The sequence below is a fragment of the Nocardioides sp. BP30 genome (assembly GCF_029873215.1).
In the GTDB taxonomy this organism is placed as follows: Bacteria; Actinomycetota; Actinomycetes; order Propionibacteriales; family Nocardioidaceae; genus Nocardioides.
Window position 1 is genome coordinate 3748932 of record NZ_CP123620.1, and the last position, 26093, is coordinate 3775024.

General features: G+C 67.8%; 15 protein-coding genes and 2 rRNA genes. 4 read left to right on the top strand and 13 right to left on the bottom strand.

The window, feature by feature from the left end; genetic code table 11:
- Positions 1 to 82: 82 nt before the first annotated feature.
- From P5P86_RS17630 to P5P86_RS17665, 8 genes are all read right to left on the bottom strand, one after another.
- Positions 83 to 3215: ribosomal RNA gene (locus P5P86_RS17630) — 23S ribosomal RNA — on the bottom strand.
- A 432-nt stretch (positions 3216 to 3647) separates the two neighbouring features.
- Positions 3648 to 5176: ribosomal RNA gene (locus P5P86_RS17635) — 16S ribosomal RNA — on the bottom strand.
- Together the 16S and 23S rRNA genes form the textbook arrangement of a ribosomal RNA operon.
- 629 nt (positions 5177 to 5805) lie before the next feature.
- Positions 5806 to 7335 (bottom strand): acyl-CoA synthetase, encoded by a 1530-nt coding sequence (locus tag P5P86_RS17640; RefSeq protein ID WP_280608753.1) that lies wholly within the window; start codon positions 7333 to 7335, stop codon positions 5806 to 5808.
- 112 nt (positions 7336 to 7447) lie between these two features.
- Complete coding sequence (locus P5P86_RS17645; protein WP_280608754.1) at positions 7448 to 9532, bottom strand: Ig-like domain repeat protein; 2085 nt, start codon at positions 9530 to 9532, stop codon at positions 7448 to 7450.
- Between the two features lie 118 nt (positions 9533 to 9650).
- Positions 9651 to 11234 (bottom strand): glutamine-hydrolyzing GMP synthase, encoded by a 1584-nt coding sequence (gene guaA, locus P5P86_RS17650; protein WP_280608755.1) that lies wholly within the window; start codon positions 11232 to 11234, stop codon positions 9651 to 9653.
- A gap of 290 nt (positions 11235 to 11524) precedes the next feature.
- Positions 11525 to 13255, bottom strand: a complete 1731-nt coding sequence (locus P5P86_RS17655; RefSeq protein ID WP_446724910.1) for a GMC oxidoreductase — start codon at positions 13253 to 13255, stop codon at positions 11525 to 11527.
- A complete protein-coding gene (locus tag P5P86_RS17660) occupies positions 13248 to 14864 on the bottom strand; it encodes a succinic semialdehyde dehydrogenase (protein WP_280608756.1) in 1617 nt (538 codons plus the stop codon). Before P5P86_RS17660 ends, P5P86_RS17655 begins: the two co-directional genes overlap by 8 nt.
- A 187-nt stretch (positions 14865 to 15051) precedes the next feature.
- Positions 15052 to 16431, bottom strand: a complete 1380-nt coding sequence (locus P5P86_RS17665) for a right-handed parallel beta-helix repeat-containing protein (RefSeq protein ID WP_280608757.1) — start codon at positions 16429 to 16431, stop codon at positions 15052 to 15054.
- Positions 16432 to 16846: 415 nt separating this feature from the next.
- On the opposite strand from P5P86_RS17665, the gene P5P86_RS17670 reads away from it, so the two are divergent.
- The 3 genes from P5P86_RS17670 to P5P86_RS17680 are packed head-to-tail and all read left to right on the top strand — an operon-like array spanning position 16847 to position 19772.
- Positions 16847 to 17470: a PIG-L deacetylase family protein gene (locus tag P5P86_RS17670; RefSeq protein ID WP_280608758.1), complete on the top strand. Its 624-nt coding sequence runs from the start codon at positions 16847 to 16849 to the stop codon at positions 17468 to 17470.
- On the top strand, positions 17467 to 18471 hold the full coding sequence (locus tag P5P86_RS17675) for an NAD-dependent epimerase/dehydratase family protein (protein WP_280608759.1): 1005 nt from the start codon (positions 17467 to 17469) through the stop codon (positions 18469 to 18471). Before P5P86_RS17670 ends, P5P86_RS17675 begins: the two co-directional genes overlap by 4 nt.
- The gene (locus tag P5P86_RS17680; RefSeq protein ID WP_280608760.1) at positions 18462 to 19772 is read left to right on the top strand and encodes a DUF4910 domain-containing protein; all 1311 of its coding nucleotides are present in this window, start codon (positions 18462 to 18464) and stop codon (positions 19770 to 19772) included. The genes P5P86_RS17675 and P5P86_RS17680 overlap by 10 nt, the downstream gene beginning before the upstream one ends.
- Positions 19773 to 20082: 310 nt before the next feature.
- Here P5P86_RS17680 and P5P86_RS17685 read toward each other — a convergent pair whose 3' ends face one another.
- The 3 genes from P5P86_RS17685 to P5P86_RS17695 are packed head-to-tail and all read right to left on the bottom strand — an operon-like array spanning position 20083 to position 23439.
- On the bottom strand, positions 20083 to 21447 hold the full coding sequence (locus P5P86_RS17685) for a sugar transferase (protein WP_280608761.1): 1365 nt from the start codon (positions 21445 to 21447) through the stop codon (positions 20083 to 20085).
- The gene (locus tag P5P86_RS17690) at positions 21444 to 22157 is read right to left on the bottom strand and encodes a LuxR C-terminal-related transcriptional regulator (RefSeq protein WP_280608762.1); all 714 of its coding nucleotides are present in this window, start codon (positions 22155 to 22157) and stop codon (positions 21444 to 21446) included. The genes P5P86_RS17685 and P5P86_RS17690 overlap by 4 nt, the downstream gene beginning before the upstream one ends.
- Entirely contained in the window at positions 22135 to 23439 is a 1305-nt protein-coding gene (locus tag P5P86_RS17695; protein WP_280608763.1) for a sensor histidine kinase, read from the bottom strand. The genes P5P86_RS17690 and P5P86_RS17695 overlap by 23 nt, the downstream gene beginning before the upstream one ends.
- Positions 23440 to 23982: 543 nt before the next feature.
- Here P5P86_RS17695 and P5P86_RS17700 point away from each other — a divergent pair.
- The gene (locus tag P5P86_RS17700; RefSeq protein WP_280608764.1) at positions 23983 to 24669 is read left to right on the top strand and encodes a helix-turn-helix transcriptional regulator; all 687 of its coding nucleotides are present in this window, start codon (positions 23983 to 23985) and stop codon (positions 24667 to 24669) included.
- Here P5P86_RS17700 and pth read toward each other — a convergent pair.
- Entirely contained in the window at positions 24659 to 25243 is a 585-nt protein-coding gene (pth, locus tag P5P86_RS17705; RefSeq protein ID WP_280608765.1) for an aminoacyl-tRNA hydrolase, read from the bottom strand. The two genes, P5P86_RS17700 and pth, sit on opposite strands and share 11 nt — an antisense overlap.
- A 3-nt stretch (positions 25244 to 25246) precedes the next feature.
- Complete coding sequence (locus P5P86_RS17710; RefSeq protein ID WP_280608766.1) at positions 25247 to 25882, bottom strand: 50S ribosomal protein L25/general stress protein Ctc; 636 nt, start codon at positions 25880 to 25882, stop codon at positions 25247 to 25249.
- Positions 25883 to 26093 lie beyond the last annotated feature (211 nt).

Genomic DNA, 26093 nt, shown 5'->3' on the forward strand with positions numbered 1-26093 from the left:
CAAGAATCAGTGGAGATAGTCGGTTCGTGGACGCGAACATCACGCAGTAGCCAACATGGTTGTTGGTTCAGTTGAGCATTTGTAAGGCAAGCCCTCGGCCTATTAGTACCAGTCAGCTCTACCTCACGGTTGTACACTTCTGGCCTATCAACCCCATCGTCTATAGGGGGCCTTAACCCATCAAGGGTGGGAAACCTCATCTTGAAACGTGCTTCCCGCTTAGATGCGTTCAGCGGTTATCACTTCCGAACGTAGCCAACCAGCCATGCACCTGGCGGTACAACTGGCACACCAGAGGTTCGTCCATCCCGGTCCTCTCGTACTAGGGACAGCCTTTCTCAAGTTTCCTACGCGCGCAGAGGATAGGGACCGAACTGTCTCACGACGTTCTAAACCCAGCTCGCGTGCCGCTTTAATGGGCGAACAGCCCAACCCTTGGGACCTACTCCAGCCCCAGGATGCGACGAGCCGACATCGAGGTGCCAAACCATCCCGTCGATATGGACTCTTGGGGAAGATCAGCCTGTTATCCCCGGGGTACCTTTTATCCGTTGAGCGATGCCGCTTCCACATGCCGACACCGGATCACTAGTTCCGACTTTCGTCCCTGCTCGACATGTCTGTCTCACAGTCAAGCTCCCTTGTGCACTTACACTCAACACCTGATTACCAACCAGGCTGAGGGAACCTTTGAGCGCCTCCGTTACATTTTAGGAGGCAACCGCCCCAGTTAAACTACCCATCAGGCACTGTCCCTGAACCAGATCATGGCCCAAGGTTAGACATCTAGTACGACCAGAGTGGTATTTCAACGATGACTCCACACACACTGGCGTGCATGCTTCACAGTCTCCCACCTATCCTACACAAGCCGAACCAAACACCAATACCAAACTATAGTAAAGGTCCCGGGGTCTTTCCGTCCTTCTGCGCGTAACGAGCATCTTTACTCGTAGTGCAATTTCGCCGAGTCCACGGTTGAGACAGCGCCCAAGTCGTTACTCCATTCGTGCAGGTCGGAACTTACCCGACAAGGAATTTCGCTACCTTAGGATGGTTATAGTTACCACCGCCGTTTACTGGGGCTTAAGTTCTCAGCTTCGAGCTCACGCTCTAACCGGTCCCCTTAACCTTCCAGCACCGGGCAGGAGTCAGTCCGTATACATCGTCTTACAACTTCGCACGGACCTGTGTTTTTAGTAAACAGTCGCTTGGGCCTGGTCTCTGCGGCCATCACCGCTACCCCCAGCACGTGGGTTCACGGATCCGGCCCCCCTTCTCCCGAAGTTACGGGGGCATTTTGCCGAGTTCCTTAACCATGGTTCGCTCGATCGCCTCGGTATTCTCTACCTGATCACCTGAGTCGGTTTGGGGTACGGGCGGCGCATAGCTCGCTAGAGGTTTTTCTCGACAGCATAGGATCATCGACTTCCCCAAACGGGTCCCCATCAGATCTCAGACACGTGATCAAACACAGCCGCCCGGATTTACCTAGACAGCGTCCTACATCCTTAGCCGGCGACAACCATCGCGCCGGATCGACTACCTTCCTGCGTCACCCCATCGCTTGACTACTACACACTCGGGTCCCACGCTACGCACACACGCCCACGCCCGAAGGCATAGATCACGGTGTTTCGGGTGGTTAGCATCATGCGCCTCGTCATGGGCGCTACTTTGCCGGTACCAGAATATCAACTGGTTGTCCATCGACTACGCCTGTCGGCCTCGCCTTAGGTCCCGACTTACCCAGGGCAGATTAGCTTGACCCTGGAACCCTTGATCATCCGGCGGATGAGTTTCTCACTCATCATTCGCTACTCATGCCTGCATTCTCACTCGTGTGGCCTCCACGGCTGGATCACTCCGCCGCTTCACCGCCCACACGACGCTCCCCTACCCATCCACACACCTGAACCAACCCACAAGGAGCGGCTTAGCTAACATGTGAATGCCATAGCTTCGGCGGATGACTTGAGCCCCGCTACATTGTCGGCGCGGAATCACTTGACCAGTGAGCTATTACGCACTCTTTCAAGGGTGGCTGCTTCCAAGCCAACCTCCTGGTTGTCACTGCGACTCCACATCCTTTTCCACTTAGTCACCGCTTAGGGGCCTTAGCTGATGGTCTGGGCTGTTTCCCTCTCGACTACGGAGCTTATCCCCCGCAGTCTCACTGCTGCGCTCTCACTTACCGGCATTCGGAGTTTGGCTAACGTCAGTAACCTGGTAGGGCCCATCGGCTATCCAGTGCTCTACCTCCGGCAAGAAACACACAACGCTGCACCTAAATGCATTTCGGGGAGAACCAGCTATCACGAAGTTTGATTGGCCTTTCACCCCTATCCACAGGTCATCCCCTCCATTTTCAACTGAAGTGGGTTCGGTCCTCCACGCCGTCTTACCGGCGCTTCAACCTGCCCATGGATAGATCACTTCGCTTCGGGTCTAGAGCATGCGACTGAAACGCCCTGTTCGGACTCGCTTTCGCTACGGCTACCCCACACGGGTTAACCTCGCCACACACCACTAACTCGCAGGCTCATTCTTCAAAAGGCACGCCATCACCCCAACACCCAAAGGGCAGCCGGGCTCTGACGGATTGTAGGCACACGGTTTCAGGTACTATTTCACTCCCCGCCAGGGGTACTTTTCACCTTTCCCTCACGGTACTTGTCCGCTATCGGTCATCAAGGAGTATTTAGGCTTAACAGGTGGTCCTGCCAGATTCACACGCCATTCCAGGAGTAGCGTGTTACTTGGGACAACCCTCCACAGACATCGTCTTACCACTACGGGACTATCACCCTCTACGGCACCGCTTTCCAACGGACTTCGCATTCAACGACATTTTCTCACTGTGCGGCCCACCGGCAGATGGACCCGAAGGCTCCCACAACCCCAACCACGCAACCCCTGCCGGGTATCACACGCAGCTGGTTTAGCCTCATCCGATTTCGCTCGCCACTACTCTCGGAATCACTATTGTTTTCTCTTCCTACCGGTACTGAGATGTTTCACTTCCCGGCGTTCCCTCCACCTGCCCTATATATTCAGGCAGGGGTAACACGACATGACTCGTGCTGGGTTCCCCCATTCGGACACCCCCGGATCAACGCTTCGTTGCCAACTCCCCAGGGCTTATCGCAGGCTCGTACGTCCTTCATCGGCTCTTGATGCCAAGGCATCCACCATGTGCCCCTCATAGCTTGCCAAACAAACACTCAACAAAAACAACAAACACTGTTCTCGTCAAAAAAACTCAAAGGCATACTACAAAGACCGCGCACCACCCACCCAACCCTCACCTGGTGAAGCAAGAGCCAAGCATTGCAAGGCAGTGCGCATAAGATGCTCGCGTCCACTATCCAACTATCAACCACCCAACCCACCAACACCCACAACCACACCAAAAGCGCGATCATGAACAGAAGGAGGCAAGAGGAGTGTGATCCCTCAAAGCCCAACAGTGTGCCACACCCACCACCAACACCCGATCCGAGGTTCCACACCCACCACACAAACACATGGCAAGCAGTACTGACATCACAAGCCCGGCAACAGGCCTTCATCGACGATTCCACTTTACGAGCAGCACCACCAGCCCACACCCACTGTGCAGGCCACCATGGCCACTGACTCCTTAGAAAGGAGGTGATCCAGCCGCACCTTCCGGTACGGCTACCTTGTTACGACTTCGTCCCAATCGCCAGCCCCACCTTCGACGGCTCCTCCCACAAGGGTTAGGCCACCGGCTTCGGGTGTTGCCGACTTTCGTGACGTGACGGGCGGTGTGTACAAGGCCCGGGAACGTATTCACCGCAGCGTTGCTGATCTGCGATTACTAGCGACTCCGACTTCATGGGGTCGAGTTGCAGACCCCAATCCGAACTGAGACCGGCTTTTTGGGATTCGCTCCCCCTCACGGGATCGCAGCCCTTTGTACCGGCCATTGTAGCATGCGTGAAGCCCTGGACATAAGGGGCATGATGACTTGACGTCATCCCCACCTTCCTCCGAGTTGACCCCGGCAGTCTCCTATGAGTCCCCACCATCACGTGCTGGCAACATAGGACGAGGGTTGCGCTCGTTGCGGGACTTAACCCAACATCTCACGACACGAGCTGACGACAGCCATGCACCACCTGTACACCGACTAAAAGGGGCTACATCTCTGCAGCTTTCCGGTGTATGTCAAACCCAGGTAAGGTTCTTCGCGTTGCATCGAATTAATCCGCATGCTCCGCCGCTTGTGCGGGCCCCCGTCAATTCCTTTGAGTTTTAGCCTTGCGGCCGTACTCCCCAGGCGGGGCGCTTAATGCGTTAGCTGCGGCACGGAACCCATGGAATAGGTCCCACACCTAGCGCCCAACGTTTACGGTGTGGACTACCAGGGTATCTAATCCTGTTCGCTCCCCACACTTTCGCTCCTCAGCGTCAGAACATTCCCAGAGAACCGCCTTCGCCACCGGTGTTCCTCCTGATATCTGCGCATTTCACCGCTACACCAGGAATTCCGTTCTCCCCTGAATGCCTCTAGTCTGCCCGTATCGAAAGCAGGCCCAGGGTTAAGCCCTGGGTTTTCACTCCCGACGCAACAAACCGCCTACGAGCCCTTTACGCCCAATAATTCCGGACAACGCTCGGACCCTACGTATTACCGCGGCTGCTGGCACGTAGTTGGCCGGTCCTTCTTCTGCACATACCGTCACTCCACCCAAAAAGATAGAACTTCGTCTGTGCTGAAAGAGGTTTACAACCCGAAGGCCGTCATCCCTCACGCGGCGTTGCTGGATCAGGCTTCCGCCCATTGTCCAATATTCCCCACTGCTGCCTCCCGTAGGAGTCTGGGCCGTGTCTCAGTCCCAGTGTGGCCGGTCACCCTCTCAGGCCGGCTACCCGTCGAAGCCTTGGTAGGCCATTACCCCACCAACAAGCTGATAGGCCGCGAGCACATCCCACACCGAAAAAACTTTCCAACCCCCCACATGCATGAAGGGCTCATATCCGGTATTAATCACCGTTTCCGGTGGCTATCCCAGAGTGCAGGGCAGATTACTCACGTGTTACTCACCCGTTCGCCGCTCGAGTACCCCGAAAGGCCTTTCCGCTCGACTTGCATGTGTTAAGCACGCCGCCAGCGTTCGTCCTGAGCCAGGATCAAACTCTCCGTAGAAAAACAAAACCCAACCAACCCCAAAAGGACCAGCTGAGAAGAAGAGATGCCTGAACAAGAGAACCTGACATATTGCCAGAATTCATTGTCAAAACCATCACCCAAAAGGTGACAGGGCATAACAAACTAATTCGTCGACTATGACACACTGTTGAGTTCTCAAGAATCACACGCGCACCGCGGATCAACACCCTGACGAGCATCTCCCCTACGGGGCTTGCACTATCCTACCCGGCGCCTTACCGCCTGGCAGTACCTTACCGGAGACTTTCGCTTCCCGCAATTTCGCGTTACGCGCTTTTCGTTTCCGCCGCAATGATAACCACTTTAGCCGAAACCAACCGCGTCCCGCAATTTCGCGATAACCGCTCCAGTCTCCACACCCATATCCCGCACCCCAGCACCGGATCTTCAACGCCTGCTCCATGAGCACACGTCTCAACCCGGTGAAGAAGTTGAAGGAGGGTGGCCAGCCCCAGGCCGGAAGCCCGACCCGGAACCGGGTCTTGCTCCCCGCCGCCCGTGGCGACTCGGAGAACAGTACGCACTTCGGTCGACCTTGCCAAATCGAGGCGCACCACCCGCGTCCGGCCGCGTGGCGGCTCCCGATCGCGGTGGCGACAGGCCGCTCAGGTCGTGGCGGCGTACAGGTCTCGGAGCCTGCCCTTGACCATCTTCCCCGTCGGGGTGCGGGGCAGGTCGTCGCGGAAGTGGATCTCCCGTGGCACCTTGAACCGCGCGATCCGCTCGCGCGCGTACGCCGTGAGCTCGTCGGCCAGCGACTGGTCCCCCACCACGCCCGGTGCCGGCTGGACGACGGCGACGACCCGCTCCCCCATCTCCTCGTCCGGCACCCCGATCACGGCGATGTCGGCCACCGCCGGGTGCAGCGCGAAGAGATCCTCGATCTCCTGCGGGTAGATGTTGACGCCCCCGCTGATGATCATGAACGCCTGCCGGTCGGTGAGGAAGAGGAAGCCGTCCTCGTCGAGGTAGCCCAGATCGCCCACGGTCGTCCAGTTCGGGTGGGCGGGGTGCTCGGCGGCACGCGTCTTGCCGGGGTCGTTGTGATAGCTGAAGGTCCGCTTCTCGCGCTCGAAGTAGATCGTGCCGATCTCGCCGGCGGCGCATTCCGTCCCGTCCGCGCCGACGATGTGCGGGATGCCCAGCAGGGGCTTGCCGACCGAGCCGGGGTGCTGCAGCCAGGTCCTCGAGTCGATCATGGTGGAACCGTTGGACTCGGTGGAGGCGTAGTACTCCTCGATGACCGGCCCGAACCACGCGATCATCCGGCGCTTCACGTCGACCGGACACGGCGCCGCCGCGTGCACGACGCACCGCAGGCTGGAGACGTCGTACGCCGCCCGCACCTCCTCCGGCAGCTTGAGCATCCTCACGAACATGGTCGGGACCATCTGGGTGTGCGTCACCCGGTGCTTCTCGATGGCCGCCAGGGCCGCCTCGGCATCGAAGCGCTCCATCATCACCGCGGTGCCCCCGGCGACGTGGACCGAGCCCACGAAGCGCAGCGGTGCGGCGTGGTAGACCGGTGCGGGCGAGAGGTAGACGGTGTCCGGTCCGAAGCCGTAGGCCTGCCCGAACACCGTCGGGTAGAGGTAGCCCGGCTCATCGACCGCGATCTGGGGCAGCGGCGGCTTGATCCCCTTGGGACGGCCGGTCGTGCCGCTGGAGTACAGCAGGTCGTCACCGTGCGGCTGCTCGGGGAGCGGCTCGTCGCCCGCGGCAGCCAGTGCCGCCTCGTAGTCGGCGTACCCATCGAGGGCGCCCCCGAAGACGAGTCGCTCGGCGACCTGCACCTCCAGGTCGACGACTGTCCCGGCGAGGGCGGCGGAGACGACGAGCGCCTTCGCACCGCAGTCCCTGACGATGTAGGACGCCTCGGGCGCCGAGAGGTGGCTGTTGACAGCGGTGATGTAGAGACCCGAGCGCATCGCCGCCCAGTAGACCTCGTAGGTCTCCAGCCTGTTGTCGCTGATCATCGCGATCCCGTCGCCGACCTCGAGACCGCTGGCGCGCAGGTGCCGTGCGAGCCGGAGGCTGCGGTCGTCGAGCGCGGCGTAGGTGAGCACCCGGCCGGAGCCGGCCATGATCAGCGCCGGCTTGTCGGGCGTCTGCTGGGCCCAGGTGCCCGGGTACATCGGTGGTCCTCTCGACGGCGAGGTCGGCCCGATCACCCTAGTCCCGCGCTGTGGCGCCGGTCACGGCCCGTCGCCACTCCTCGGACAGCGTCGGGCCGCCGTGCGTCCGAGGTCAGGTGCTGCCGCGGCGCACCCTGTCGGTCGAGGGCGCCAGGGTCACGCTCCCCGCGTACGTCGCCACCACGCTCCAGCTGCCGTGCCTGGCCAGCCCACGGAACCGTACGGTCCGGCCGCCTCGCTCGAGCAGCACCGACGTGGACCTGTGTCCCCGTCCCGGCTGCCTCAGGGTCACGCGCACGCGGCCTGTGACAGGCGTGCCGTGCGCAGCGACGACGTTGACCACACAGACCAGCCGGGTGCGGTGTCGGGACGTGCTGACGCGCTGCCGGATGCTGGTGGCGTCGCGCCTCACCGTCAGGCGGGCCGGGGCCGAGGTGCTGCGCCCGACGTTGCTGCCCGCGGCCGGCACGAACGTCGCAAGGACCTGGTAGCTGCCCGGCCTCAGCACGGGCAGCACCACCCGGGCTCGGCCGCCGACCACCGTGGCGCTCACGCTGCGACCACCGACCGTGAACGTCACCGTCCCCAGCGCTGTCGCCGGGCCGCCGGTGACGGTCGCGGTCGCGGTGATCCGCTCGCCGTACGGCGTGGCCGCGGCGTCGAGGACCAGCGCGGTCGTGGTGACATCCGGCAGGACGGTGAGCGCTGCCGTGTCGTCGCTGGTGCCGAACGCCTCGAGATCGGTCGGGGTGAAGACGGCGTGGATCTGGTAGTCATCGGCTGGCAGCGTCGGCAGCGTGAGCTGCGCCTGACCACCGGTGAGAGGCACCGTCGTCGCGTGCTCTCCCACCGAGATCGTGACCGAGCCGGCCGGCGGCTGGTGCGCGCTCGACACGATGACCGAGGCGGTGACCGGCTCGCCGTACGACGCCGACGACCGGTCGAGCTCGAGCCGGGTCGTGGTGGCCGCCACGCCGACGTCCAGTGTCGTCGTGTTGCCCGTACTGGCGCGGTACAGACCGCTCGCCGGGTAGCTCGCCGTCACCGTGTACCGCCCCTTCGACGTGGTCGGGAGCGGGATCGTGGCGCTCCCGTCCGTCAGCGGGACCGGGTCCCCGGTGGTGCCGGCCACGGTGAAGGTGACCTGACCCGGGACGGTGCTGCCGTCGCTCGCGGTGAGGGTCGCCGTGGCGCTGGCGGCGTCACCGATCTCCACCGCCGCGGAGGGTGCGAGGACGACGACGATCGAGGTGCCGATGTCGATCGTGACAGGGCTGGCCGTCGACGTGCTGGCCAGATAGGGGCTCGCGGCGTCGGGTGAGTAGGCCGCGCTGATCTGGTGGTCACCGGGCTCGAGCGCCGGCAGGTGCGCGAGGTCCGCCGCGCCGGAGCCGGTCACGGGCACCGCCGCCCCCGCGGGGTCGCCGTCGGCGTAGAACTGGACGCTGCCGCTGACGGCGGGCCATGAGGATGTGCTTCCCGTGCGGGTGACGGTCGCGGTCGCTCCGGGAGGCGTGTCGCCGTAGGTCCAGGTGCCGGTGACGGTCACGGCCGTGCTCGTGGGCGCGGTGATCCTGAAGGTGTCGACCAGCACGTCCACCGACGGCGGCTGGCAGCTGACCTGGTAGGTCACCGGCGTGGTCGCGTCGACGTGCAGCTGGAAGGACAGGGCGCCGACGACCAGGGAGTAGGTGCCCGGGACGCTCGGCCCGGGGTTCATCGCGTACGGCGCCGGGCTCATCCCGCTGAACGGCACGTCGCCGTCCCCGTCCTGGGCGAGCTCGGAGAGCACGGGGTGTGCCGTCACCGGCGTACGGCCGGTGGGCGCTATGTAGGTCTCGCTGACGCCGTCGCTCGCACCGTCCGGCGAGAGCTGCGCGGTCCTGAAGCCCGGCAACGCCTCCATCTTCGCCGCCACGCTCGCCGGCATCGTCAGCGTCATCGAGGTGGTGATGTTCAGCGGGTTCCTCACCCCCGAGACGGCCGGGAGGTCGCTGTCCAGCACCACCGGGGTCGGCACGTTCGAGCCCAGCACGTCATAGCTGCAGGAGTAGGTCAGCCCGCCAGCCGTCGTCGCCGCGGCCTGGCCGGTGGTCAGGGTCAGCGCCGCGACGACGCCGAGCGTGAGCGAGGTGGTCAGGACGAGCAGGCGGTCGCGCAGATGGCCACGCTCACCACGGAGCCGAGCAGCGTTCACGAGGTCCTCCCCGGTCGGGCACAGCCCCCGAGCGGGGCCCTTGCACCGACTCTCGGGGTGCGTGCACCCCGGACGCCGCGTTCAGGCTGCAGTCACCCCAATTTGAGGGAGGAGGCCCTCACTCCCACTCGATGGTGCCCGGCGGCTTCGACGTCACGTCGATCACCACCCGGTTGACCTCCCGCACCTCGTTGGTGATCCGGGTGGAGATCCTCTCGACCAGGTCGAAGGGGAGCCGGGCCCAGTCGGCGGTCATGGCGTCCTCCGAGGTCACCGGGCGCAGCACGATCGGGTGCCCGTAGGTCCGGCCGTCACCCTGGACGCCCACGGACCGCACGTCGGCCAGCAGCACCACCGGCATCTGCCAGATGTCGCCGTCGAGACCGGCAGCACTGAGCTCCTCGCGAGCGATCGCGTCGGCGTGCCGCAGGATGTCGAGCCGGTCGCGGGTCACCTCACCGATGATCCGGATGCCGAGCCCGGGGCCGGGGAACGGCTGGCGCTGCACGATCTCGGCCGGCAGGCCGAGCTGCGCGCCGACCGCACGGACCTCGTCCTTGAACAGCGTGCGCAGCGGCTCGACCAGCTCGAACTCGAGGTCGTCGGGGAGGCCGCCGACATTGTGGTGCGACTTGATCGTCGACGTGCCGGCGCCGCCGCCGCTCTCCACGATGTCGGGGTAGAGCGTGCCCTGCACCAGGAAGCCGACGGTGGTGCCCTCGGGCGCATCACGGATGATGTCGGCCTGCGCTCCCTCGAAGGAGCGGATGAACTCCCGGCCGATGATCTTGCGCTTGGTCTCCGGCTCGCTCACGCCGGCGAGGGCGTCGAGGAACTGCTTCTCCGCGTCGACGACGACCAGCTTGGCGCCGGTGGCGGCCACGAAGTCGCGCTCGACCTGCTCGGACTCACCCTGCCGCATCAGGCCGTGGTCGACGTACACACACGTCAGCCGGTCGCCGATCGCTCGCTGCACGATGGCGGCCGCGACGGCTGAGTCCACGCCGCCCGACAGACCGCAGATCGCCCGGCCGTCCTCGCCGATCTGTTCACGGATGCGCTCGATCTGCTCCTCGGCGATGTTGCCGATCGTCCAGGTCTGCCGGCAGCCGGCGATGTCCCACAAGAAGTGCTCGAGCACCCGCTGACCGTGCTCGGAGTGCAGCACCTCCGGGTGCCACTGCACGCCGGCCAGGCCCTTGTCCACGTTCTCGAACGCCGCCACGGGCGTCACCGCCGTCGACGCCAGTACGGCGAAGCCCTCGGGCGCCGCCGTCACCGAGTCACCGTGCGACATCCAGACGTTGTGGGCCGCCGGGAGGTCGGCGAGCAGCGTCCCACCGGTGGCGATCGTCAGCGGCGTGCGGCCGTACTCGCGCGCGCCGGTGGCCGACACGGTGCCGCCCATGCCGCGAGCCATCAACTGGAAGCCGTAGCACATCCCGAAGACCGGCGTCCCGGCCGTGAAGAGGTTCTCGTCGATCGCCGGGGCACCCTCCTCGTACACCGAGCTCGGGCCGCCGGAGAGGATGATCGCCTTCGGCTGCTTGGCCAGCATCTCCGCGACCGGCATCGTGTGCGGCACGATCTCGGAGTACACCCGGGCCTCGCGAACGCGCCTCGCGATCAGCTGCGCGTACTGCGCACCGAAGTCGACGACGAGGACCAGATCGTGCTCGGGCTGCGCAGCGGCGTCAGTCATGGCCGAATCCTATCGACGCAGGTCGCACCACACCGAACCGTCACCGGTCCCTGCCCGCCGGCCGCTGCCCGCCGATCCCCGACCTCTGCGCCGGCGCCGGGAAATGCACCAGGGCCCGGCCGGGGAGGGAGGGTGGCCGGGCCCTGATGGTCCACGCAACTGATGGACAGCGCCTGGACCGAGCGACCCGAACATGAAGGGAGGGAGCAATCCGGGTCTGCCACTCCAACGAGGGGTGACAGACCCGGTTACGCCGACCGCAGAAAAATCTGCGAAGAAAATTCTGCGGCTCAGCCGATGCCCACGATCGGCAGCCGCAGCGCCGCCGGAGCGGTCGGCGGCACGGCCGGCCTGGCCGGCTGGACCGGCTCCACCCGCTCGTACGCCGCCCCCACGGCCGGCCGCGGATCCGCCTCGCCCTTGTTCGGCCACAGCGACATCGCCCGCTCGGCCTGGGCGGTGATCGTCAGCGACGGGTTGACCCCCAGGTTGGCCGAGATCGCCGAGCCGTCGACCACGTGCAGGCCGTCGTACCCGTAGAGCCGCTGGTAGGGGTCGACGACGCCGGTGGCCGGCGAGTCACCGATGGCGCAGCCGCCGATGAAGTGAGCTGTCATCGGGATGTTGAAGGGCTCGCCGATCGTGCCGCCGGCGTACCCCTCCCCCGCGTCCGTCGACATCGCCTTCGCCATCTGTCGTGCGCCCTCGTTGGCGGCCGGGATCCAGCTCGGGCTCGGCAGGCCGTGCCCCTGCTTGGACGTGAGACGCCAGCCGAAGGGCGTCTTCTTGGGGATGACGGTGATCGAGTTGTCGAGCGCCTGCATGACCAGCAGCACGACCATCCGCTCGGACCAGTGCTTGAGGTCGTAGAGCCGACCGATGTTGCGGCGCTGTGCCCACATCTCCTTCAACCAGCGCAGCTTGCGACCCTCACCGCCGTCGGTGAGGACTGTCTGCAGCAGCGACATCGCGTTCGACCCCCTGCCGTAGCGCACCGGCTCGAAGTGGGTGTCCGCGTCCGGGTGGATCGAGGAGGTGATCGCCACACCGCGGCTGTAGTCGACGGAGAGATCCGGCGCGATCGCGCCGAGGATCGCCTCGGAGTTGGTCCGGGTGAGCATGCCGAGCCGGTCGGAGATGTCGGGCAGGTCGCCGGTCGCCTTCAGCTTGTGCAGCAGCCGCTGCGTGCCGATGGCCGCCGCGCTGAAGATCACCTGGTCGGCGGTGAAGACCTTGACGGCGGTACGCCGCGACAGCTTCGCCTTGGTCCAGCGGGCGTGCACCTCGTAGCCGCCGCCCGCGCGCGGGATCACCCGGGTCACCGTGGTGAGGGGGTGGATCTCGGCGCCGTTCCTCTCGGCGAGATGGAGGTAGTTCTTGACCAGCGTGTTCTTCGCATTGTGCCGACAGCCGACCATGCACTCGCCGCACTGCAGGCAGGTGTTGCGGGCGGGACCCTCGCCGCCGAAGTAGGGATCCTCGACCGTCGTCCCCGGGGCGGCGCCGTCCGGCCCGAAGAACACCCCGACGGGTGCCCGGTGGAAGGTCTCGGCGACGCCCATCTCGGCGGCCACCTTCTGCATGATCTCGTCCGCCGGCGTGATGTGCGGGTTGACGACCACGCCCAGCATCCGCTTGGCCTGGTCGTAGTAGGGCTCCAGCTCCGCCTTCCAGTCGGTGATGTGCGCCCAGGAGGGGTCGCGGTAGAAGGCGTCGAGCGGCTCGTAGAGCGTGTTGGCGTAGACGAGCGATCCTCCACCCACGCCGGCCCCGGCCAGGATCAAGGCGTCCTTGACCAGGTCGATCCGCTGGATGCCGTAGCAGCCGAGCGCCGGGTTGAAGAGGAACTTCTTCAGGTCCCAGGAGTTGTTCGCGAAGTCCTCGTCACGCAGTCGAGCGCCCGCTTCGAGGACGCCGACGGCGTACCCCTTCTCGGTCAGTCGCAACGCGCTGACCGAGCCGCCGAAGCCGGAGCCGACGACCAGGACGTCGTAGTGCTTGGTCACCCGGGGCTCAGGCACGGCCGATCGCCTTCATCGCGCGCAGCGCCAGCGTCATGGTCTTGGCATAGCCCTCGTCCGACATGCCGAGCATCGGACCGAAGCGCAGCAGCCGCTGGGTCGCCACCGCCTGGGTCTCGGTGTAGCGGAGCAACCCCTCGGCACCCTGCCGCCGCCCCATGCCCGACTGACGAAAGCCACCCATCGGCGCGTCCAGGCTGGCGAAGCTGGCGGCGAACGCCTCGTTGATGTTGACCGTTCCCGACTTGATCCGCGTCGCGACCGCGCGGGCGCGGGCGGTGTCTCGGCTGTAGATCGCCGCGTTGAGGCCGTACTCGCCGTCGTTCGCGCGCTCGATCGCTTCCTCCTCGCTGGTGACCCGGTAGATCGAGACCACGGGACCGAAGGTCTCGGTGCCGAAGCAGACCATCTCCGGGCTGACGCCCTCCAGGATGGTCGGCTCGAAGAAGAACGGGCCGAGGTCGGGCCGGGCATGACCGCCGGTCAGGACGCGCGCCCCCTTGGCGACCGCGTCCTCGACGTGCGCGACGGCGGTGTCGAGCTGCGCCTGACTGATCAGCGTCCCCATGTCGTTCTCCCACGCGAGGGTCGCGCCGAGGGTCATCGCCTCGGTCCGGGCCACGAAGCGCTCCACGAACCGGTCGTAGATCGCATCGGCGACGTAGAGCCGCTCGATCGACACGCAGAGCTGACCGGTGTTGGAGAAGACCGCCCGGGTAGCGCCCTCCGCGGCGCGCTCGACGTCGGCGTCCGCCAGGACCAGCATCGCGTTCTTGCCACCGAGCTCCAGCGAGCAGCCGATGACGCGCTCGGCGCACTGCCGGCCGATGACCTTGCCGGTCGCGGTCGATCCGGTGAAGCAGATGTAGTCGGCGCGCTGGATGATGCTGGACCCGATCTCGGGGCCGGGGCCGGCCACGACCGTCCACAGATCCTGCGGGAAGCCGGCCTGCTCCAGCAGCTCAGCGCCGAGGAGCGCCGTGAGCATGGTCTGGGCGTCGGGCTTGGCCACCACCGCATTGCCGGCGGCGAGCGCCGCGAGCCCGTCGCACAGCGCCATCGTGAAGGGGTAGTTCCACGGCGAGATCACCCCGACGACGCCCTTGGGCACGTGATGCACGTCGATGCGCGTCAGACCCGGGATGACGCCCGCGCGCCGCTCGCTGCCGAGGTGCTTGGCGGTGGTGCGGCCGTAGTAGCGGGCCGTGAGAGCGATGTGCAGCGGCTCGTCGAAGGCGTGCTTGCGCGCCTTGCCCGACTCCAGCACGATCAGGTCGAGGATCTCGTCCTGCCGGTCGAGCACGAGGTCGTGCAGGCGCAGCAGCAGCCGCTCGCGCTCGACCACCGGCGTGCGCGCCCACTTCTCCTGCGCGACGCGGGCGCGGCGGAAGGCCTCCTCGACATCGGCATCCGTCGACTGCGGGATGTGGGCCAGCGGCGCGCCGTCGATCGGCGAGCGCACCTCGTGGGTGCGCCCGGAGTTGGCCAGCACACGGGCGGTGAGCCGACCGACGTAGTCGGGCTCGAGGGCGTACGACGCCGCGGGGTCGTGCTCGGGATCACGCGGGCCTTCGACGAGAGGCCGACGATCCGGGTTCGAAGCGCTCATGTACCGAGAGTATGTGACGGTCGTCGCGTTGGCTACTGGTTGGTAGCGACAGCTGTGACGCGGTGTCGCAGGTGGCGAGGCGTCACGTTCGGTGGGTCGAGGCGTCACTTCCGGTGGGTCGAGGCGTCAGTTCCGGCCGCCGGCCGGGGGAAGTGCGGGCGCGCACGACCTGCCGCCGGTCGTCGACCTAGCCTCGACGCACGCTGCCCTTGTCCTGCCCGTACGGCGCGGCGCGCCACGTCGCCCAGCCGACCACCCGGTCCTGCTCGTGCACCATGAACCGCCAGGCTCCGACGTACCGATTGCTGGCGAACCTGTTGTCCTGCGCGAACGTGATGTGGTCCTCCACGACGGTGCCCTGGAACGGTGACCACGACGGGTAGCTGCCGTAGTTGGAGAAGAGCCCGTTGTAGCCACAGCCGGTGTTCGCCGCGCAACCGTGCCCGACCCGCGCCGCACTGAACGCGAACCGGTTGTGCACCACCCGGACGTGCTGGGTCTTCCACCGGCAGTCGTCGATCAGCGGCTTCTTGTCCACCCGGGACGGCGTGCCGCAGGCCGCGACGCTCGCTTGGGAGGAGACCAGCGTGCTGATCCCGGTGCTGGAGTTCGCCGGCGAGCCCGCGAACCGGTCGGCGTTCTCCCACAACACCACGCCCGACCAGTTGTCGCGGAAGCGGTTGTGCGCGACCATCAGCGTCTTCCCGTAGCGGCCGCCCGCACGAGGATCGGCGCCGGATTCGGACAGGTAGAGCGCGGCGTGCGGGAAGCCGGGGTCGGCCGGCCCGCCCACGAGAGCGTTGCGGACGAAGACGTTGTGCACGATCCGGGCGTTGTAGCTCGTCTCGTAGACGACGCCCGCGTCGGCGTTGCCGCTGAAGGTGTTGTGGCTGATCAGGAAGCCGGTGTTGTTCGTGTCGGCCCAGACGCCGACGCCGATGTTGTCGTGCACGACGTTGTTCCGGATGACGGCGTTGCGGGTGGCCCAGAACTTCCCGCCGCCCGTGCAGCCGCAGCCGCTCTGCCGCTCCTCCCAGCGAGCGGTGTCGTTGCCGGCGATCTCGTTGCCGATCAGGTGCACGTTGCTCACGCCGCGGTCCTCGTAGGCGCTGAACCCGTACTGCCCGTTGCCGCTGAGGCAACTGCGGGCGAGCACGTCACCGCTGCCCAGGAACACCCCGGCGCCGGCGTTGTCCCGGACCGTGAGGGCGCGCATCCGCCAACCGTGGCCGGCATCGTGGTTCACCACGCCCTCGTTGAAGTCGTCGGTGATCGAGGTGCCGAAGTTCTGCACGACCAGGTGGCTGATCCGCACACCGGTGGCGTGCCCGACGAAGGCGTAGTGGTTGCGGTGCTGCCCGTCCAGCACGGCACCAGGTGCACCGACGATGACGTCGCCCTTCTTGGGCTCCACGCTGTCGTATTCCCCTGAGCCGAAGCGGTGCACGCCCGGCGTGACCCAGAACGTGGTGCCCGCCGGGTGCTCGGCCACCGCGACGTCGAGTCGGCCGGTGACCTTCACCGCACCGTGCGGCTTCCTCGCCGGCCCGGCCGGCACCGATCGCACACACCCCGACGAAGAGACGACCCGGGCGACATCGGCGGCCCCCTGGGCTCCTCGGCCGACGCCCGCCACGCTACCCGGCGAGCGGGGCTCCCCCGGGTCGGCGACCCGGCTCACCAGGACAGACGATGTCTGCCTGCTGGGCGCCGGCCCGGGAGGCGCGGCCCCCGCGCCGAGTGTCCCCGTGACGATCAGGCACGTGACAGACCCGATCACCAACCGGGTTGGCAGGACCATCGCCGTCCTCCCTACCCGCTCCCTCGGCTTGCCGCACCTCGAGCCTAGGGCGTGGGCGCGAGGGAGCTCATCCCTCAAATGAGGTACGCCGCCGCACGATCGGCGGCGCGCTGCGCTCGCATCCCTAGCGTCGAGCCAGCGCAGCCACCACGAGGGGCCACGACGACGCGAGGGAGGCGACGTGCTCGGACTGCAGCTTCCCGCGGGTCACCTGGAGGTGCTCTGCCTCGGCGCCCACCCCGACGACGTGGAGATCGGGTGCGGCGGCACGCTCCTGTGTCTCGCCGAGCGCGACGCCTCCATCCGGGTCCACGTCATGACGGGTACGCCGGAGCGCGCGGCCGAGTCGACCCGGGCCATCGGACTCTTCGCGCCCACGGCCAAGATCTCCTTCGCCCAGCTGCCCGACGGCCGGCTGCCGGCGTACTGGAACGAGGTGAAGCAGGGCCTGGAGGATCTGGCCGTCTCACCCGGCCTGGTGCTCGCACCGCGCGTCGACGACGCGCACCAGGATCACCGTCTGCTCGGCCGGCTCGCCGCCACGGTGTGGCGCGACGCGCTGGTGCTGCACTACGAGATCCCCAAGTGGGACGGCGACCTGGAGCCGCCCACGCACTACGTCTCGCTGACGCCCGAGCAGGCGCACCGCAAGGTCGAGCTGCTCGACGAGTGCTTCCCGAGCCAGATCGGCCGGGACTGGTGGGACGACGAGCTGTTCCTCGGCCTCATGCGGTTGCGTGGCGTGGAGACCCGCGCACGCTACGCGGAGGCCTTCCACACGACGAAGGTGAGAGTGGCACTGTGAAGGTCCTGATCAGCGGTGACCGCGGCTACATCGGCGCGGTCCTCGCCCCCCTGTTCCTGCAGGCCGGCCACGAGGTCGTCGGCCTCGACGCGGGCTGGTACGACGGCTGCGACTTCGGCCCCTACCGGCTGGACTACGAGTCCCGCACCGGCGACATCCGCTACCAGACGCCCGAGGACCTGCGTGGCTTCGACGCGGTCGTCCACCTGGCCGCGATCTCAAACGATCCGATCGGCCACCTCAATCCGGAGACGACCTTCTCGGTCAACGCCCACGGTGCCGCACACCTCGCGGAGGTCGCCCGCACCGCCGGCGTCGGCCGCTTCCTGTTCTCCTCCTCGTGCTCGCTCTACGGTGCCGCCGGCGACGCAGCCGTCACCGAGGAGAGCGCCACGAACCCCGTCACGCCGTACGGCGAGAGCAAGATCCTGGCCGAGCAGCTGATCGCGAAGCTGGCCGACGAGAGCTTCAGCCCGGCCTACCTGCGCAACGCCACCGCGTACGGCGCCAGCCCGCGACTGCGCACCGACATCGTGGTCAACAACCTGTGCGCCGGCGCCCAGCGCTCCGGCGAGGTGCGGCTGGCCAGCGACGGCACCGCCTGGCGGCCGCTGGTGCACATCGAGGACATCTCCCGCGCGTTCCTGGCCGTGCTGGAGGCCGACCGGGAGGTCATGCACGACCAGGCCTTCAACATCGGCCGCGACGAGGACGTGATGCAGGTGCGCGCCATCGCCGAGGCGGTGGCCGCCCGCTACGACGCGCCCGTCACCTTCGCGGCCGGCGCGGGCGCCGACACCCGCGACTACCGGGTCAGCTTCGCCAAGGCGAGCGAGCAGCTGCCGGCGTTCCGGCCGCAATGGACGGTACCGCTGGGCATCGAGCAGCTGGCCGGGCAGATGGCGGCGTACGGCGTGGAGATCGAGCGCTTCACACGGCTGCACCAGATCCAGCGGCTGACCGACGGCGGCCGGCTCGACGAGTTGCTGCGATGGCGCTAGCCGAGGCCGACACCACGGCGCTGGAGGCCCAGCTCAGGCGGCGGATGGAGCGGCTCTACCCGCTGTGCCGCAGCCTGACCGGGGACGGCGTCCGGCAGACGCTCGCGATCCTCGCCGACGACCTTCCAGCGACGCACCCGCTGGAGGTACGCCGGGTGCCCTCCGGCAGCCACGTCTTCGACTGGACGGTACCGCCGGAGTGGAACGCGCGCGCCGCCTGGATCGCGGACGCCACCAGCGGCGAGCGCCTGATCGACCTGGCCGACCACACCCTGCATCTGGTCTCCTACAGCGTGCCGTTCAGCGGCCGGCTCGACCGGGCCGAGCTCGAGCCGCACCTGCACTCGCTGCCGGACCGGCCCGACCAGATCCCGTACCGGACCAGCTACTACGCGCGTGACTGGGGGTTCTGCCTCAGCCAGCGCCAGCGCGACGGGTTGGGCCGGGGTCCGTTCGACGTGGTCGTCGACACCACGCTCACCGAGGGCGACGAGGGTGGTGAGCTGGTCTACGGCGAGGTGCTGCTCCCGGGCGAGGACCCGGACGCCGGTGAGGTGCTGATCAGCTCACACCTGTGCCACCCCTCGCTGGCCAACGACAACCTCAGCGGGCTCAGCGTCGCGATCGAGCTGGCCAGCCGCATCGGCGCCCGCCGCCATCGGCTGAGCTACCGGTTCGTCCTCGCGCCCGGCACCATCGGCTCGCTGACCTGGTTGGCCGAACACCCCGGCGTACGACCCCGGCACCTGCTGGTGCTGACCGGCCTCGGTGGGGGTGGTCCGCTGGTCTACAAGCGGACCCGCCGCGGGGGGCAGGCGATCGATCGCGCTGCCGAGCACGTCGTCGGCCGGCGGGCGGGCCGGATCATCGACTACTCGCCCTACGGCTATGACGAGCGGCAGTACAACGCCCTCGGCTTCGACCTGCCCGCGGGCCGGCTGACCCGCACCCCCCACGGTGAGTACCCCGAGTACCACACCTCCGCCGACGATCTCGGCTTCGTGCACGACGACGAGCTGGTCGAGGCGATGACGGCGATCGAGGAGATCCTCGAGGTGCTGGAGGGCGACGCGACGTACCGCAACCTCAGCCCGTACGGCGAACCCCAGCTCGGCAAGCGCGGCCTCTACCCGAAGATGGGCGGCCGGAGCGCCGACGACGCGGTCATGGCGATGCTGTGGCTGATGGCGTGCTCGGACGGCGAGACCTCGGTGCTCTCGATCGCCGAGCGCGCCGGGCTGCCGTTCGGCGTGCTCCGCAAGGCCGCCGACGATCTGCTCGGAGCCGGGCTGCTCGGTTGAGTCGGGCCTCCGTGCCCGCCGAATCGGGCCTCCGTCCCCGTCGAACCGGGCTTCCGTCCCCGCCGAATCGGGCCTCCGTCCCCCAGCGCACTGCGGCAGCACCGCGGGCACGGCGGGATGGGGCGAGGACGAGCGCCGGGCGGTGATCGACGTGCGCCGCCGAGGCGCTACCGGACGACGCGCCGCGACGAAGGAGCGCCGCGCGGCGGTAGGTCTGCCTCGGCGGTGGGCGGCGGGCGCCGCACGGCACCCACCCCGAATCAACCCGAACGCAGGCCCGAATCAACCCGGACGGAGGCCCGAAGGAACGTCAGTACGCACCCTCGTGCCGCAGCACCGCCCCGAGGGTCCGCGCGAGGATCACCAGGTCACGACCCAGCGACCAGTTGTCGACATAGTCCAGGTCGAGCCGGACCGACTCGTTCCAGGACAGGTCCGAGCGGCCGGAGACCTGCCACAGCCCGGTGATCCCGGGGGCGACGGCGAGCCGGCGGCGAGGGTCGCCGTCGTACGTCGCCACCTCGCTGGGCAGTGCGGGCCGCGGCCCGACCAGCGACATCTCACCGCGCAGGACGTTGATCAGCTGGGGTACCTCGTCGAGGGAGTAGCGCCGCAGGAAGCGCCCCACCCGGGTCACCCGCGGGTCCTCGCGCAGCTTGAACAGCGGCCCGGCGCCGTCGTTGCCGAGCGCATCGTCGGCCAGCAGGGCGTCCGATCCGATCGCCATCGAGCGGAACTTGAGCATGGTGAACGTGCGCCCGTCGCGCCCCACCCGTACCTGCCGGTAGAGCACCGGCCCCGGGCTGTCGAAGCGCACCGCGAGCGCGATCCCGATCAGCACCGGCGCGGCCGCCACCAGGGCGCCCAGCGCCAGCGCGCGCTCACAGACCCGCTTGACCAGCAGTCGCCAGCCCCGCCGCCGTGCCGGCTGCACGTGCACCATCCCGAGGTGGCCGGCCAGCAGTGGCGCGACCCGGCTCGGCAGCACACCGTCGATCCCGGTCTCGACCAGGAGCGGCAGGCCGGCCGCCTCGGTCTGCCAGGCCAGCCGCTGTAGCGCGCGGCCGGTCAGCTCCGGGCCCGGTACGACGAGGACCGCATCGACCGCGCCGCGCGCGTGGGCCGCGAGCTTCGAGGCCAGCGCCTGCGGGGTCGGCGCGCAGACGTCGACCGCCCGCACCCTGCCCACCGATGTCTGGTCGAGCGCGGAGACGGCCCGGTCGTCGCAGCCGACCAGCAGCACCCGGAGTCGCCGGCCGCGAGCGGCGAGCCGGGCGGCCGCCGAGCCCGACACCGCGACGGCGATGCCGAGCATGGCCCGGTCGGGCGTCATCGGCAGGGCCGGCCCGGCGATCCAGCAGCCCAGGCACACCAGGGTCGCTGCCCGCCACACCGGTGTGGTGCTGGGCCGCGCAAGGCGGGCGGTCGGCGCCGTCAGCGCGCGCAGCAGCACCATCCAGCCGACGACGACAGCGAAGACACGCGGCGTCGTACCGACCAGCAGGACCCCGGCGAACGTGGCCACCACGGCGTCACACAGGCCCAGACCGCCCCGCAGCCTCGGGTGGTCGATCAGCCCCGGCCGCGCCAGGGACCACCGTGACCGGTCGAGCCAGCGCCGCGAGCCGACGGGCAGGCCGGCGCTCAGCGAGGCAGGCGTGAGGGAGGCTGTCATCGCCGTCCCCTCCCGTCCTCGGCCGGCACCGCCGGGTGCCAGTTCAGGTGGTGGGCCAGGCCCACCGCCGCGATCTGGGAGGTGACCTCGAGCTTGGCCAGGATCGCCTTGACCTGGGTGCGCACCGTCGCCTCGGAGACAACGCTCGCGGCGGCGATGTCGTGCACGGTCATGCCCTCCATCAGGTGGCCGAGGACCTGCGCCTCGCGGGGAGTCAACCGGTCGATCCGGGACTGCAGCCCGGCCATCTCGGCATTGCGCTGGTGCCACAGCTTGAGCAGCGACTCGCGCTCCTCGACCTCCATCACGGGCTGGCCGTTTCCGAGCCGACGCACGACCGCGAGGATCTCGTTGAGCGGCCGCGACTTGGACAGCACCGTGCGAGCCCCGTGCCGCAGCGCCTCACCCCAGCGCACCCGGTCGGTGTTGGCGGTGACGACCACGACGTTGACCCCTGCCTTGGCGAGCGGCGCGATCATGCGCACGCCGTCACCGAAGTGCCCCAGGTCGAGGTCGAGCAGGACGATGCGCGGACTCTGCCGCACCACCGAGGCGATCACGGTGCTGGGGGTGCTGCCGTTGACGGGTAGCTCCGCGCGCCTGACGTCGTACCCCTCGACGGTGAGCGCCAGCTCGAGGGACTCGGCGAACAGGACGTGGTCCTCCAGGATGATGATCCGGATCTGGCTACGCGAGGTGGGCCGGTTCATCTTCGCCCCGTCGCGCCATCGGGAACCCCGCCACGAAAGTCGCACCGCGCGCGGTGCCCTCCCCCAGCCGCAGGTAGCCGCCGTGCCGTGCCGTCAGGTCGCGGGCGATGTGCAGCCCGATCCCCTGACCCCGCGAGCGCGCCCCGCGCGCCCCCCACTCGAACAGGTGCTGGCGCACCTCCGGTTCGATCCCGGGACCGTCGTCGGAGACCACCACCTCGATCGCATCGGCGACGGAGGTGACCGTCACCGAGGTGTCGCTGCAGCCGTGCTTGGCGGCGTTGTCCAGGAGGATGTTGAGCACCTCCGCCACGGCGTCCGGCTCGGCCGAGACGCGTGCGCCGCTGGGCAGCCAGCTGACCCTGTTACCGCGCGCCTCCTGGGCGAGCACCAGGTTCCCGATGGTGTCGTCCAGGTCGACGACGCCCGGCCCGCTCACGACCGGTTCGTTCAGCAGGCGCTGCAACCGGCCGAGCTCGGCGTGGACCATGTTGTCCAGCAGGGCCCGCCGCTCGGAGCCGATCGTCGGGTCCTCGCGCAGCAGCCGGCTGGCCGAGACCACCCCGGCGATCGTGGAGTTGATCTCGTGGATCCGCGCCCGGTCGATACGCAGGCCGTTCTCGAGCTCGTCCACCCGCAGCCGCAGCCGGTCGCGATCGCGGTCCTCCTCCACGATGGCCATCCGCAGCATCGCCGCCGCGGCGGCCGCCAGGAACAGCGCGCCGTTCAGCCCTGCCACCAGCGTCACGACGCTGCCGACGGTGGAGCGATCGCTGCCGTCGATGTAGCTGGCGAGGTGCCCCATCCCGTAGAGCAGCACCCCGGCGCCCATCCGGGCACTGACCCAGGCCGGCACGTCGGGCAGGAGGGTGAGCAGGAGCGTCACCGGCACCGCCAGGAGGAGGAAGCCGAGCACGAGCACCGGCCAGCCGAGGACGTTCGCGTCCACCCGCGGCAGGAAGATGACGGCGAGGATCCGGCCGATGCCGAGGCCGAGCCCGACCAGGACGCCCAGCATGATCGGGTCCCCGCAGTGCGACCGGCGACCCGCGGCCACGCTCAGCTGAGCGATGAGAGCCAGGCTGACGACGTCGAAGAGCGCCAGCCAGAGGCTCCCGCCGTACTCGTGGCTGATGTCGGTGAGCTGCAGGCCGGACTGGAGGACAGCCTGTACGGCGATCGCCGCGGAGACGGCGGCCAGCCAGATCAGCTGCGGCTTCGCGCTGATCCGCCAGGCCACGTAGAAGCAGAGCGTTGCTGCGACAGCCGCGGGGCCGCGCATCAAGCCATCCAGACTCGCCGCCACCGCCAGCTTGTCCGGCCGGTTGGTGGAGAGCCATGTCAACGACAGAATCGGTGTGAGTGCCACCACGAGGAGTAGCGCAGAACAGCGCCAGTTCCAGTACTCCCGCGGTATGTAATTGAGTTTCATCGTGCCCCCGATGCGAGACCAGGTGCGCACTGGGCTGCGTCCCCCGACGCCCCGAGAGCGCCCAGACCCGGCTGTGCGCCGGGGCGTCGTCTGGTCACTTTGTTGTTCCGCCCCGAACGCTATGAAGCGCCGGACCGGACCTCCCCAACACGAGGGACGCTATACCGCAATTTGGCGAGATGGTCCCGAATCGACACACAAATTCGGCGACGTGCTACGGAACTCAAGCAAAATCCGCTTTTCTGGACAAATGTCTAGACGAGGCGTCGTTCTCCCCCAACTTGGGGAGAAACGGCTCCGCGGGGTCCGCCCGCTTCCTGGGACGTGAGGATGATCAACAAGGATGACGCTGCCCAGGCGCCGTCGCCACAACGACCGACGCAGAGGTGAGGGATGGCGCCACAGCGCGACGAAGTGGTGCGCGCCGCTGTCGCGGCGGAACAGTCGCTCATCGGCGACGCCGTCGGGACGGCGCTGGACAGCCGTGGCTTCAGCACCACGCCGGTGCACTGGCCCGGCGGCGGCGTCCCCCTGCCGCGCTCGGGGGAGCACTTCGACGTGGGACTGCTGGTCAGCGACCTCGATCGCTGGCAGCGGGTGCGCGCGAGCGGCGTGCTCCTCCGCGGGCTCTCGATCCCGTGGGCGGTGCTGACCGGCGCCCCCTCGGGTCCGCTGTGGGGTGCGGCCTACGAGCATGGCGCCACGGTCGTGCTGCCGAGCACCACCGCTCTCGACGAGGTGGTGGAGACGCTGAGGTCGCTGGCCCGGGGCGAGTCGCCGGTACCCGCGCGTGAACGCACCCGACTGCGCGCCGAGTGGCGACACCTGCGCGACGACCGCGAGCAGATGCGGGCCAGGGCCCGCTCCTTGACCCCGCGCGAGCGCGAGGTCCTGCTGCTGCTCTACGAGGGCGCGCCGATCCTGGAGATCGCGACGCTGCTGGAGATCTCCGCCTCGACGGTGCGCAGTCAGATGAAGGCGATCCGGCGCAAGCTCGGCGTGACCTCGCAGCTGGCTGCGGTGGCGGCGTACGGCTCGCTCATCGAGCCCGACCCGGCGCTGCCGCCGGTCAGGAGTTGAACCGCTGCTGGGTCTTCTCGAGGCCGTCGGTGATCAGGCACTCGACGGCGTCCGCGGCGGTGTCGACCTGGAAGGGCAGCACCTTGCGCTCGGCGCCGGAGTAGTTGGAGAGCACGAAGTCGGAGACCTCCTGCCGACCCGGCGGGCGGCCGATGCCGACCCGGACCCGGTAGAAGTCGCCGGTGCCGAGCGAGCCGCGCAGCGACTTCAGGCCGTTGTGACCGTTGTCGCCGCCGCCGAGCTTGACCCGCATCGTGTCGAAGGGGATGTCGAGCTCGTCGTGGATCGCGACGATGTGGTCGGCCGGCACCTTGTAGAAGGCGGCGAGCGCCTTGGTCGGTCCGCCGATCTCGTTCATGTACGAGCGTGGACGGGCCAGGACGAGCCGAGGGCCGCCCGGCGACAGGCGGCCCTCGACGACGTCGGCGCGGCCGGACTTGTGGGACCGCCAGGACCCACCCAGCCGCTTGGCCAGCTCGTCGTTGACGAGGTAGCCGATGTTGTGACGGTGCCCGGCGTACGTCGGCCCGGGGTTGCCCAGGCCGACGACGAGCCAGACACCATCCTCAGTCATGCCTCACTCAGCCTCGGTGGCCTCGGCCTCGGGGGCGTCGTGCACGATGCCGGCCTCGGCCTCGGCGGCCTCGAGGTCGGCCTCGACCTGGGCGGCGGTCGGCGCGGCGGCGATGTTGACGACGTTGGCGTCGGCGTCGGTGACCAGGGTGACGCCGTTCGGCAGAGCCACCTCACCGGCGGTGATGATGGTGCCGGCCTCGACACCCTCGACGGAGATCTCGAAGCCCTCGGGCACGTGGGTGGCCTCGGCCTCGACGGTGAGAGCGGCGTGCTCGACCGTGACGACGGTGCCCGGCGCGGCCTCGCCGACGGTGTGGACGGCGACCTCGACGGTGACCTTCTCGCCGGCGATGACGGCGACGAAGTCGATGTGCTCGATGACCCGGCGCAGCGGGTCGACCTGGACCTGCTTGGTCAGGGCGAGCTGGGTCTTGCCGTCGATGTCGAGCTCGAGCAGCGCGTTCTGGCCGTGGTGGCGCAGCGCCATCAGGGTCTCGTGGCCCGGCAGGGTGACGTGGGTCGGCTCGGCGCCGTGACCGTAGATGACGGCCGGGATCTTGTCGGCACGGCGGATGCGGCGGGCGGCGCCCTTGCCGAACTCGCTGCGGACCTCTGCGGTGATCTTCTCGCTGGACATGCTCTACTCCTGGAAAGTCTGGTGCGGACGGGCCCGGCGCGGGCCGAGAAAGAAGCACCGCGCAACCGACATCGGCGCGCGGCGCTGGAGAGAGCCGGCCCTGTCGATCACGGAGCTCCGTTCTACGGACTCCCTCGCCGAGGCAACCTCGACAGTCTAGGAGGCGGGAGCCGCCGTCGCGAAATCCGGCGAGGCATCTGGGTCAGGCCGG

Excerpts from the sequence above, each read along its gene's own strand:
- guaA (WP_280608755.1), bottom strand. The coding sequence starts at position 11,234 with ATGACTGACGCCGCTGCGCAGCCCGAGCACGATCTGGTCCTCGTCGTC.
- P5P86_RS17695 (WP_280608763.1), bottom strand. The coding sequence starts at position 23,439 with ATGCGCGGCCCCGCGGCTGTCGCAGCAACGCTCTGCTTCTACGTGGCC.
- P5P86_RS17680 (WP_280608760.1), top strand. The coding sequence starts at position 18,462 with ATGGCGCTAGCCGAGGCCGACACCACGGCGCTGGAGGCCCAGCTCAGG.
- P5P86_RS17660 (WP_280608756.1), bottom strand. The coding sequence starts at position 14,864 with ATGAGCGCTTCGAACCCGGATCGTCGGCCTCTCGTCGAAGGCCCGCGT.
- P5P86_RS17640 (WP_280608753.1), bottom strand. The coding sequence starts at position 7,335 with ATGTACCCGGGCACCTGGGCCCAGCAGACGCCCGACAAGCCGGCGCTG.
- P5P86_RS17700 (WP_280608764.1), top strand. The coding sequence starts at position 23,983 with ATGGCGCCACAGCGCGACGAAGTGGTGCGCGCCGCTGTCGCGGCGGAA.
- P5P86_RS17710 (WP_280608766.1), bottom strand. The coding sequence starts at position 25,882 with ATGTCCAGCGAGAAGATCACCGCAGAGGTCCGCAGCGAGTTCGGCAAG.
- P5P86_RS17690 (WP_280608762.1), bottom strand. The coding sequence starts at position 22,157 with ATGAACCGGCCCACCTCGCGTAGCCAGATCCGGATCATCATCCTGGAG.
- pth (WP_280608765.1), bottom strand. The coding sequence starts at position 25,243 with ATGACTGAGGATGGTGTCTGGCTCGTCGTCGGCCTGGGCAACCCCGGG.
- P5P86_RS17685 (WP_280608761.1), bottom strand. The coding sequence starts at position 21,447 with ATGACAGCCTCCCTCACGCCTGCCTCGCTGAGCGCCGGCCTGCCCGTC.